Origin of the sequence: Adhaeribacter aerolatus (assembly GCF_007991635.1) — a bacterium.
Taxonomy (GTDB): domain Bacteria; phylum Bacteroidota; class Bacteroidia; order Cytophagales; family Hymenobacteraceae; genus Adhaeribacter; species Adhaeribacter aerolatus.
In genome coordinates this window covers 15,569-28,051 of the sequence record NZ_BJYS01000041.1, presented here as the reverse complement: position 1 = coordinate 28,051, position 12,483 = coordinate 15,569, and the positions used below count along the sequence as shown (strand labels likewise).

The following is a 12,483-nucleotide window of genomic DNA, read 5'->3' as shown; positions in this document are numbered from 1 at the left end:
CTAAAACTGCAACCGAAACACCGTTCCTTCACCTTCCACAGATTCTACCTGTATATTTCCTTTGTGCAGATGCATTATTTGTTTCGCTAAACTCAGGCCAATGCCCGAACCATCTTTGTGGGTAGTGAAGAACGGAATAAAAATGCTGTCGAGCAACTCGGGCGGAATACCGGTGCCGTTGTCGATGACATCAATAGCAACGCGTTCGTTTTCGCCGATGCGGCCGACCAGTTGCACTACCGGGTTCTCACGGTGGCGTACGGCTTTGGCGGCATTCAGTAACAGGTTAATTAATACCTGCTCCATGAGCTGCGAATCGGCCTGAAAAACCAAATCGGGTGGCGTAACGGTAGTAACTAATTTTACATTCTTTTCTTCGAGCTGGTGTTTTAAAAGCGCACTGATGCTGTTAAAGAGCTCGGCTACGTAAACCGTAGTTAAATTAGGGTTGGTTATTTTGCTGAAATTGCGGTAAATCTGGGCAAACTTTAACAAGCCTTCGCTGCGGTGCTGAATAATGCCAATGCCTTCGTCTACATCGTCGAGCAGGTCGGTATTGTACATGGGCGGTTCGGTTACCTTTTCTTTTTCCAGCCGCACGTGGCGGCGGAGCGTATCGGCTAAAGAGGCAATGGGCGCTACGGAGTTCATGATTTCGTGCGTCATCACGCGGAGCAGCTTTTGCCAGGCTTCGGTCTCAGTCTCATCAAGGGCGTGGCTTACGTTTTTAAACGCAATCAGCGTTAGTTGCCGGCCGTGCAGCATAAACAGCGTAGCCGATAATAACAACTGCATCGTTTTTTTACCGATGGTTAGTTTCACCAAAGTGCTGTTGCCAGGTTTCAGGTTCATGAGCGCCTCGTACAAAACCTCGTTCCGTTTGCGTAGGGAATGAATATTTTTGAGGAAAGGTAGCTCAATGGTTTGCTTAAACGATTCGTTTACCCACTCTACCTGGCCCTCGGCGTCGTACGAAATAATACCCGTATCTATCAGTTCCAGAATGGTTTGCAAATATTGGTACTGGGCTTCTTTTTCGGAGCTGAGTTGCTTAAACGTGTTGTTAATCTGGTTAAAAGCGTGGTGCAGTTGCTTTAACGAGGGATTCGTGTGTTTTTCGTTAAACTGTTGCGAAAAGTCGCGGTACTTAACGGCCAGAATAAATTTAGCCAGTTCGTTGTTGCTGCGCGTTACGTAACCCGCCAATTCCACTACCAGCAAAACCATCAGAAAGGCCGCAAATATTACCTGCACGTACGAAGGGTGCACCAGGTAATAAACGGCTACGTACATCAGGCCAAAAAGCAGAATCAGCCGGATAAATATTCCGATTTCGAGGCGTTTAAATGTCATGTTTTTCGAGGCGGCGGTAAAGGGCGGTGCGGGTAATACCTAGTTCTTTGGCGGCTTTGGTAATATTGCCGTTGTTGCGTTCGATTACCCGTAAAATGGTGGTTTTTTCTACTTCGTTTAATTGCAGCGGGCCATCCGCCATTACCGGTATGCCGGTAACCGGCACGGGCTGTTCCATGGCCGAGAAGCTGAAGTCCTGCGGTTTCAGTACGTTGCCTTCGGCCAATATTACGGCCCGCTCCACGGCGTGCTGCAGTTCCCGAATATTACCGGGCCAGGTGTGCTGCTTTAGTTTTTTAAAGGTAGCCGGGTCGAAATCGGGGGTAGGTTTGTGGTTGCGTTCGGCATAAATTCCGGCAAAATGTTTCGCCAGCATCAGCACATCGTCGCCGCGCTCACGCAAGGGCGGCAAGGTAATTTCTACGGTATTAATGCGGTAAATTAAATCTTTGCGGAACTGGTTTTTGGCGGCCAGTTCGTAAATAGGTACGTTGGTAGCCGATACCAATCTAATATCAATCGGAATTGGAGCGTTACTGCCCAGCGGAATAACCTGCCGGTTTTGCAAAGCCGTTAATAATTTAGCTTGCTGCGGCAACGAAATATTCCCAATCTCATCTAAAAACAACGTGCCGCCCGAAGCCGCCTCAAATCGGCCCACCCGGTCTTCTTTCGCATCGGTAAAAGAGCCTTTCTTGTGCCCGAATAGTTCGCTTTCGAAAATGCCTTCGCTCATGGCAGCCAAGTCGGCGGTAATAAATGGTTTGGCCGAGCGGAACGATTTCTGGTGTAGCGCACGGGCCACTAGTTCTTTACCGGTGCCGTTTTCGCCGAGGATTAAAATATTGGCTTCGGTAGGCGCAATTTTATCTATCTTATGAAACACATCCTGCATCGCTTCCGATTCGCCGAGCATATCAAAGCCGGGTAGGGTACCAGCGGTTTTAGGCGCACCTGCATTGCTTTTACCTTTGCCAGCCTTTTTCTGCAAGGCGGTTTCCAGCGCTTCCAAAAGTTTATCGTTGTGCCAGGGTTTTACAATAAAATCGGTGGCGCCTTCTTTCAAAGACCGCACAGCCGTACCAATATCACCATAAGCGGTAATCATAATAACCGTAGCTTCTTTATCGCGCTCCAGAATCCGGTTGAGCCAGTAAAAGCCTTCGTTGCCGGTGTTTAAAGCACTTTTATAGTTCATATCCAGGAAAATAACATCGAAGTTTTGTTTGTTTAACAGCGACGTCAGGTTTTCCGGATTTTTTTCGGTTACGACCTCTTTTACTTCGGTTTTAAGCAGCATTTTTACCGCAAAAAGCACATCGCTTTCGTCGTCTACTACCAGCACGCGCGCATTTTTGGAAATCATGGGTTAGTTTTATCAGGGATGGAAAAAATCAGAACAATATACAAAAATTCACGCGAAATGTAATAATAAGGCGGGGTAATGGCAATTATTATGGATTTTAACCGAGCCTATTAGCTGCTTAGTGGCAAATAGGGGAATATTCGATAGGGCATAAAGTCCGGGTGGCACAAGAAAATATAGGAGTTGGCTTGATGCTAAAGTAAATTTATTCAGCGCCGGAAAAGCGTAGATGGTAGCTTTTCTGCCCCCTCTTGCCGCGTTTTATGACCGTCAAGAGTGGGCAGAAAGGCATTTTAGTTAAGGGTTGTTAGGTAGAGGTAAACTCAAATTCGGAATAATATTTTAATACTTCGGACCGCTATCATTTATTTAACACGAAAGCCAAACATAATTTCGTGGGAACCTGAGCTGTAGTGCCTGATGGGCGATACCGTGATATCGTAAGAATAGCTAAATTGGTACTGCTCCATAAATTGCAGCCCCATTAGCGCGACCACGGCGTCCTTGGTCCGGTAAGACACCCCAGCCCAAAACTGGTCATCGTATTCGGTTTTACGGCGATTATTAAAAGTGTAAATACCTTTCAGGTTAATATCGGCCTGGAGCGGCGCGGGGTTTACATATTTCAGCAGCACCGAAGGCGCCAGTGTAAAATTTTTGTCTACCGCCAGGTTATACCCGCCCGAGATAAACCAATGCTGGGCCAGGCGACTGGGAACGGCCGTGTCATCGAATTTAAATAACTTATTGCCCAGGGCCTGAAACAGCGATACCCCTACATAGAACTCGCTGGCGTGCAGGTAAGTGCCCACATTTAAATCAGGCTTAAAAACACGCTGACTGCCGCCGCTGGTAACCGGATCCAAGTCGTTGGAGTTATCGGCGAGGTGAATTTTGTTTTCATCAAAAAGATATTGTTGTACGCCCGCAGATAAGCCGGAAGAAAGAAAAACGGTATTGGAAAGCGGTACATGGTAGGCATAAGATGCCATAATACCAGTTCGGCTGGTAGGGCCGGTGGCATCTTTATACAGGTGCCCGCCGGCCCCGTGAAAGGCCTGTGTTCCTCGGCCGCGGCGTTTACGGCTGCGGCTGTTCTGAAAAAGTGCACCCTCGCCGCTCAGGTAAATGGTAGAGGGAGCCCCTTCAAAACCGACCCATTGGTTGCGGTAGCCCATTTTGAAATTCAGGTTTTTGCTATAACCCGCCACGGCCGGGTTTAGCAGGTAATAATTGCTCATGTACTGACTGTACAGGGCTTTCTGCTGGGCAACTGCCACTGTAGCCAGCAGCGAGAAGAAAAGCAGGATACTTAATTTTTTCATTCAGATTATTGATTTTTTCGAAACAATGGTTTGGTGCCGAATAGGATTAGCGCATAATGGTTACCGATTTTCTCAGAACCGGCTTGGTGTCGTCGAGCTTTATGGTGTAGTAGTAAGTGCCAACCGGTAGTTTTTGGGTATTGTAAGTGCCATCCCACTCCCAGGAATAACCCACCGATTCAAATACCAGGTTGCCCCAGCGGTTGTACACCGATACTTTGCAGCGGGGGTACAACTGGGAAAGGTTTTTGATGGCCCAGGTATCGTTTATGCCATCACCGTTAGGCGTAAATCCGTTCGGAATTTCAAGGTCGGTGATGGCTCCGGTAGCGGCTTCAACGGTAAAGTCAACCGACGTGGTACAGCCATTGGCATCTTTCACCAGCAATGTATGCGCCCCACCGCTCAGATTTTTGAACTCGGTGTTTGGGGTAAAACCGCTGTTATCTAACTGGTAAGTGTAAGGTTTCGCACCGCCTGCTATTTCGGTAACGGCAGCACTGCCGTTGTTCTCCTGCCCACTGGTTTTGGTGAGTTGAGTTACCGTTGCCCGGATTTTCTCCGGCCCCTTTATTTCAACTTGGCCAATAGTAATGGTGCAGGTTGCTGAGAAGCGGGTAATAACCTGGTAAATGCCCTTGGTTAAGTTAGAGAAGATCGCTTTTTTATGGAAGCTTACCCCATTGTCGATGCTGTATGCTGTTTCGTCGGTTATGCCGATTGCCGCAATGGCAATTTCCCCGTCGGTCGCTCCAAAGCAACTTACATCTTTCACCTGCGCCAAAGAGCTACTCACGCTGGTTACTTCCACGGCCGCGGTAATGCTACAATTGCCGGCGTCTTTAACTGTTAGGGTATATTTGCCTGGCTGCACCCCGTTGAAGGTGGCGGAAGCAGAGAAGTTTACGCCATCCAGCGAGTAAGTGTAAGGGCTGGCGCCGCCGCTTACGTTTTGTACCAGCACCTGGCCGCTGCTCTGGCTGCAGCCTACCGGGGTTACACTTACCTGCAAAATGGCCAGGGGCTGACTGCCTGTAATGGTAGCAGCCTGGGTATAAACACAACCCCCGGCATCTTTAACCGACACCCGGTAATCTCCGGTAGCCAAATTACTAAAGGAAGCACTGTTTTGGAAAGTAGTGCCGTTGATGCTATAAGTGTAAGGACTGCTGCCGCCGCTGATGTTGCTGATGGTAAGCTGGCCATTGGTGCCGCTACAATTAGCCACTGTGGTAATAATGGTAAAGGCGTTGGCGCCTCCCATGGTTCCTACCGCCTGGGTGCGGGTAAGCGTGCAGCCGCCGGCATCCCGGATGGTAACCGTATAAGAACCAACGGCCAGGTTGGTAAACTGGGCTGATGTCTGGAAGGTATTTCCGTTAATGCTGTAGGTATAAGGCTGCGTGCCGCCGGTTACTGCGGTAATCGTAAGCGTGCCGCTGTTGCTAGCACAAGTGGTTGGGGTAGCAGCTAAAGTTGCATCCTGCGGACCATTGGTGCTCACCGTTACGTTGGCCGATGTGCTGCAGCCGGTTGCATCTTTTACATATACCGTATAGGTTTTGGGAGCCAGGGCGGCAAAGTAAGCCGATGCCTGGTAATTTACGCCATCCACCGAATAAGTGTAAGGCGTAGTGCCGCCATTTACCGCTTCTACGATAATGCTGCCGGTGTTGGAACTGCAGGCCGATGGGGTAGCTGTTGCCCGCAGGTTGGCCAAACCGGCCGTATTACCTACTTCTACTTGTTTTTGTAAGATACAGCCATTTGCGTCTTTTACGGTAGCCGTGTAAGTGCCGGCAGCTACTCCTGCAAAATCAGGACTGCTTTGGAACGGATTAGCGCTCAGCGTACTCGACTGGATAGCATAACTGTATGGCGCCGTGCCGCCGGTTACCCGGCCAAAGCTGATGCGGCCGTTGTTATTTCCGCAGGTAGCAGTAGTAGCAGTCAGGCTGAAGTTGGTAGGTCCGGGAATATTCTCTACTTTTACCGAAACCGTATAAGTACAATTGCTGGCATCCCGGAGAGTAACATTATAGGTACCAGCAGCCAGGTTACTAAAAGAGGTAACGGCCTGAAAAGGGGTGCCATCTAGGCTATAAGTATAAGGCGCGGTACCGCCGGTTACCTGAACAATACTGATCCGGCCGTTATCGTTGCTGCACGTAGCAGTCTGCGCGGTAGCCGTGAAAGCAGGAGCTGCAATGCTATTTATTTCCACTTTGCCGGTGTATAAACAGCCTTTCGCATCTTTAATCCTTACCTGGTATTCACCCGGCGCCAGGGCCGTGAAAGTAGCCGCCTGCTGGTAAGTTGTTCCATCAAGGCTGTAGATATAAGGAACGGTACCGCCATTTACCGCCGTTATGGTAACCTGTCCGTTGTTTTTGCCGCAGGTAGTGGCAGTTGTGTTGCTGGTAAAACCGCTAGGTATATTTTTTTCTACTATAACCGGTGCACTTACGGTACAACCGTTGGCATCCTTTACCGTGAGGGTGTAATTACCGGAAGCCAAAGCCGAGAAAGTAGCGCTGGCCTGATAATCCTGGCCATTAATTGCGTACGTGTAGGGCGCCGTGCCTCCCGTTACGCTGCCAACGCTGATGCTACCATCGTTATCGGCACAAGAGGCGGCCTGGGTATTGGCTGCCAGAGCTGTTGGACCGGCTAAATTACTCAGGGTAAAGGTTTTTACGAACGTGCAGCCGTTGGCATCTTTTACCGTAATGGCGTACTCACCGGCAGCCAGCGTACCGAAAGTAGCGGCAGCCTGGTAAGTTACACCGTCTTTGCTGTACAGGTAAGGGCTGGTGCCACCCGTTACCCCCGTGATGGTTAACTCGCCGTTGCTGCTGCCGCAGGTAGTAGATTTTACTGAAGCGGCTAATCCATTTGGACCCGCAATATCATCAACCCTTATTTTTTTAGTAACCATACAGCCGTTGGCATCTTTCACCGTTACCGTGTATTCACCGGCAAACACCGTTTCAAAAGCAGAGGCTGTTTGGAAGTTTACGCCGTCGATGGCGTAGGTATAAGGGTAGGTTCCGCCTGCGATGGCACTTACCCTAATCTGACCGTTGTTACTACCACAGGTATAGGAAGTTGCAGCCAGCGTAAAGCCAGTTGGCCCGGCAATATTTTGGATATTTACCGAAACGGTACGTACGCAGCCGTTCGCATCTTTTGCCGTGATAGTATAATCGCCGGCCGCCAGGCCACTTAAAGTAAGTCCGGATTGGAAGTTCTGGCCATCTTTGCTGAAGCTGAACGGTGCCGTGCCGCCGGTTATGTTACTGATGATAATGCTGGCATTGCTATCGCCGCAGGTAGAATTATGGGCTGTTGCCGTGAAAGTAGGAGCCGCTAAATCTACGATTGCGACCTCTTCGGTATACCGGCAACCGTTGGCATCTTGTACACTTACCTGGTATTTGCCCTTGGTCAGTCCTGTGAAAACAGCGGTACTTCCGAAGATAAGGCCATCCAAAGAATAGGTGTACGGGGCCGTACCACCACTCACACGGGTAATATTTATTTCGCCATTGCTGCTACCGCAGGTAGTTGATTTAACAGCTGCTACTAAATCGGCCGGGCCACCCGTATTATTTACCTGTACCTGGCCGGTGTAAGTACAGCCATTGGCATCTTTTATTGTTACCGCATGGGCGCCGGCGTTCAGGGCGGTAAAAGTATTGTTGTTTTGGAAGGTGGTGCCGCCTAAGCTATAAGAATAAGGCGCGGTGCCACCTGTTATGCCCGTAATGGTTATTTTGCCGTCGTTGCCGCCGCAGGTAGATGATACCGTGGTGCTGCTAAACTGGGTAGGCGTAACTTTCCCAACACTTACTGGCTGGCTTATCAAGCAGCCATTAGCGTCTTTGGCCAGCAAGGTGTAGGTGCCGGACGCCAGTCCGCCGAATAAAACAGCGGGTTTAAAATTAATACCATCGATAGAATATTGGTAAGGCGTGGTACCGCCGGTTACCTCTCCAGCCGTAATACTACCGTCATTGTCCGCGCAAGTAGCAGGCTGGGCTGTAGCGGCTATTGCGGTCGGGCCGGCAATATTCGAGATGGTATAGCTTTTGGTGTACGTGCAGCCGTTGGCATCTTTAACGGTGATGGTATGCTGACCGGCAACTAAATCTGTAAAAGTGGGGGCAGACTGGTAAGTGCCGCCGTTCCGGCTGAACAGGTAAGGCGCAGTGCCGCCGGTTACGCCGGTCATTTCCAGTTTTCCGTTGCTGCCGCCGCAGGTTGAGGAAATAGTACTGGCCGTTAAATCCGACGGCCCCGCAATATTTTCTATAAGAACCTGTTTTACTGCGGTACAACCGTTGGCGTCCCGTACGGTTAGGGTATGTTCGCCGGCCGCTACGGCGTTAAAGGTAGCCGCGCTCTGGAACGTAGCATTATCTATAGCATACGTGTAAGGTGCCGTGCCCCCGGTTACCGCACCTATGGCTATGCTGCCGTTCCGGTTACCGCAAGTGGTTGATGTAATTATTAGGGCAAAGCTGCTGGGCCCGGCAATATCCTGAACCTGCACTGTTTTGGAGCTGAGGCATCCATTGGTATCTTTAATAACCATGGTATATTCCCCCGCTTTTAGTCCATCGAAGGTTAAGGAAGCCTGAAAGTTGGTGCCGTCTTTGCTATAAGTATATGGGGCGGTGCCCCCGTTTACCTGGCTAATGCTGATGCGGCCGTTACTATTACCGCAGGTACTAGCCTGCGTTGTTGTTGTAAAAGCAGGCCCGGCGATGTTGCTTACCTGTACGGTGCCGGCATAAGTACAATTATTCGCATCTTTCACGTGCACCTGGTAAGTGCCGGCCGCTAAAGAGGTAAAAGTGGTGGTAGGGCTGAAATTGCCGCCGGTTAAACTATACGTAAAAGGTGCAGTGCCCCCGCTTACGCCCGTAATGGTAAACCCACCGTTGCTGCTGCCGCAGGTAGAAGCAGTAGTAGCACTGGTAAAGCCCGTAGGAATATTTTTGCCCACCGAGACCGTTGTGGTTACGGTACAGTCATTGGCATCTTTGGCGGTAAGGGTATAAGTACCGGAAGCCATACCGGTAAAGGTTACGCCTGCCTGGAAGCTGCCGTTGTTGATGGCGAATTTGTACGGCTCCGTACCCCCGGTAACCGTACCAACCGTAATAGTGCCGTCATTATCGGCGCAGGTAGCCGGTTGGGCAGCCGCTGTTACAGCTGTTGGCCCAGCAATATTATTTATGGTAAAGGTTTTCACGAAAGTACAGCCGTTGGCATCTTTCACGGTAATGGTATAATTCCCGGCTGCCAGGGCCGTAAAAGAAGCCGAAACCTGAAAAGTAGTGCCGTCTTTGCTGTAAGTATAAGGTGCGGTACCACCAGGAACACTCGTAATGCTTAATTCGCCGTTGCTGCTACCGCAAGTAGATGCCTTGAAGGAGGCTGTTAAATCAGTCGGACCGGCTACATCACTAATCATTACTTTTTTAGAAGTTAAACAGCCGTTCGCATCCTTTACGGTTATGGTGTGTTCTCCGGCAAGTAAACTGGTAAAAGAAGTACCTGCCTGAAAGGTGGTGCCATCCTTGCTGTAAGTGTAAGGGGCCGTGCCGCCGGTTACAACACCTACCGTAATGGTCCCGTTGCTGCTGCCACAAGTAGCGGCAGCAGCGGTCAGGTTTACGTTAGTTGGCCCGGCAATATTATTCAGGGTTATTTTTTTAGTAGCCAGGCAACCGTTGGCATCTTTGGTAGTGATGGTGTACTCGCCCGCGGCCAGGGCTGTAAAGGCCGTGCCTGACTGGAAGTTTGTACCATCTTTGCTATAGGTGTAGGGCGCGATGCCCTCGGTAACCGTACCAATTGCAATGCTGCCATTGCTGTTACCGCAGGTGGTAGATTGGGTAGTTAGCGTAAAAGCAGGACCGGCAATATTTGGCACTACTACTTCTTCGGTATAAATACAATTGTTGTCATCTTTTACCCGCACCTGGTAAGTGCCGGCAGTCAGGCCGGTGTAATTATCCGAGGCTTGGAAAGGAGCTCCGTTAAGACTGAAGGTATAAGGAGCCGTACCACTGGTAGTACTGGTTACATTCAGTTCGCCGTTGCTGTCGCCGCAGGTAGTAGCTTTTACCGATGCCGCTAAATCCGATGGCCCGGCAATATTATTTACTGGTACTGTTCCGGAAATAATACAGCCGTTGGCATCTTTTATCGTGATGGTATAAGTGCCGGCAATTAAACTAGTAAAAGTAGCAGCGGTCTGGAAAGTAGTGCCATCTTTGCTGTAAGTATAAGGAGCCGTACCGCCAATTACACCTGTAACAGTTAGTTGGCCATTATTACTGCCACAGGTGGCAGCCGTAGTAGAATTGGTAAAGCTGGTAGGAATATTCATCCCGACGGCAACCGTTGTGGTTATGGTACAGCCGTTGGCATCTTTGGCGGTTACGGTATAGGTGCCAGCCGCGAGTCCCGTAAAAGCGGTAGAAGTCTGAAAACCGCTGCCGGTGATGGCATAGGTGTAAGGGGCCGTGCCGCCCGTTACCGTACCCACGGTAAGGGTGCCGTCGTTGTTTTTACAGCTGGTGGCCTGAGCGGTAGCAGTTACTGCCGTTGGTCCGGCAATATTGGTTAGGGTAAAGCTTCTAACGAAAGTACAGCCGTTGGCATCTTTTACGGTAATGGCATAATCTCCTGCTGAAAGCCCGGTGAAGGCAGTAGGGCTTTGGAAATTGGTGCCGTCTTTACTATACATGTATGGCATTGTGCCGCCGGCTACATCTGTTATCTTTAATTCGCCGTTACTGGCGTCACAGGTAGAAGCTTTTAGGGTAGCCCCCAAAAAGGATGGACCAGCCTTTGCGGTTATGGTAAAGGATTTGGTTACGGTACAGCTATTCCCATCCCGGATAGTTACGGTATAAGTACCGGCGGGCTTTCCTGTAATGGTAGCCGTGGTTTCACCGTTATTCCACGCGTAAGTGGGGCTTTCGGCACCAGTTACCTGGGCACTAAGGCTGGCCGTACTACCCGCACAAATAATGGCAGGCCCGGTTATACTTACTTCTACCGAATAAAAAGTAATTAGTATTTCGTCTTTAACCGCCGGGCAGGAACCATTACCCGTAGAAGTTAAGGAGAGCTTAACAAATCCCTGTTGCAGTTCGGCAGGCGTAGGTTCATAAACATTATTTAAAGCTGTATTCCCGGCGCGGAAAGTTCCGGCACCACCGCTCCAGATACCGCCGGTAGCACCGGTTACCGTACCCGCCAGCGTTACATTATTTAATGAACAAACCTGTTGGTCAGGTCCGGCATTTACCGCCAAATTATTTACTACCGCAATAGAACTGGAAAATTTCTTACAATTGGGGTAGTTTTCGGTTCTTACCTCCAGGTGATATATACCCGCAGTGGTGGCTAAATAATTTTTAGTGGTGGCTACCTGGTTACCGTTGTTATCGGTCCAGATATAATTAAAACTGCCATTGCCGCCTATTACATTTCCTTCTAACAAAACCCCGTTTGTACCCGGGCAAATGATGGCCGGCTGTGGCCCAATGGTAACTATGGGCTCCGGGTGTAAATATACCCGCAAAACATCGCAATAGGGCAGGGTAGCACATTCCGATGTTTGGGAGGTTCCGCAAACCTGGTAATCTATAAAGGCCGGCGCATCGGCATCGGGTGTAATAACCGGGTTTGCTTTACCATTCGGAAAACTCAGATATTTATCATATTGTCCGCTGCCGGTAATGTCTTTCCAGGTAATGGTTGCTGCCCGAAAAGCCGCAGGTGCTTCCAGCATCGCCGTACACCCTTTGGTTACCGAAACATCGGCTGCCGGGTAAAACGCCGCAATAGATTTAATCTGGAAACTGCCTTTGGCATTGCCCGGCATACATAAAGTTAATTTATGCGGTCCGGGACCATCTACACAAATAGGCTGACCAACCCGCTGCTGAATGCCGCATTCCAACTGGTAACCCATGGAGCCGGACGGCACAGGTCCGCTCAGGATAACAAACTCTAGCCCACCGGCATTTTTATCCAGCGTAATATTAAACTGAACACAGTTATCATTGGTGCTGGCTCCGCATAATTGTCCTCTTCTGGTTAGCTCTTCCGAAGTCCAGGTGCCATTAGGGTCGCCGGTTAAATCTACATTAAAGGTGGGTGTACTATTATTGCCCTGGGCGCACAATTCCTGAGTAACGATCAGTTGCAGGAACCAAAACAATAAAGTTGAATATATTAAAGAAGATGCACGAGTAAAGGTTATTGTCATACACAAAAAAATAATATTGTAACTAAGGCATTAATCATGGACTATGGGGTAGAAATAATTCACTCTTCTTGGTGTTTTTCCTATCTGTGAAGTGTAGGTGAATTTAAATTAATATTTTGCTGTATAAATATAGTTAAATTTAA

The 12,483-nt window shown here is 49.4% G+C and carries 4 protein-coding genes; all 4 read right to left on the bottom strand.

Annotation, left to right across the window (positions count from 1 at the left end):
* Nucleotides 1–1,353, bottom strand: a complete 1,353-nt coding sequence (locus tag AAE02nite_RS21335; protein ID WP_146902906.1) for a sensor histidine kinase — start codon at nucleotides 1,351–1,353, stop codon at nucleotides 1–3.
* Nucleotides 1,343–2,719 carry a sigma-54-dependent transcriptional regulator gene (locus AAE02nite_RS21330; RefSeq protein ID WP_146902903.1) on the bottom strand — a complete coding sequence of 459 codons (1,377 nt, stop codon included), beginning with the start codon at nucleotides 2,717–2,719 and terminating at the stop codon, nucleotides 1,343–1,345. Before AAE02nite_RS21330 ends, AAE02nite_RS21335 begins: the two co-directional genes overlap by 11 nt.
* 365 nt (nucleotides 2,720–3,084) lie before the next feature.
* Nucleotides 3,085–4,044, bottom strand: coding sequence for a PorP/SprF family type IX secretion system membrane protein (locus tag AAE02nite_RS21325; protein WP_146902900.1), 960 nt, complete (start codon nucleotides 4,042–4,044; stop codon nucleotides 3,085–3,087).
* Between the two features lie 46 nt (nucleotides 4,045–4,090).
* A complete protein-coding gene (locus AAE02nite_RS21320; protein WP_146902897.1) occupies nucleotides 4,091–12,340 on the bottom strand; it encodes a T9SS type B sorting domain-containing protein in 8,250 nt (2,749 codons plus the stop codon).
* Nucleotides 12,341–12,483 lie beyond the last annotated feature (143 nt).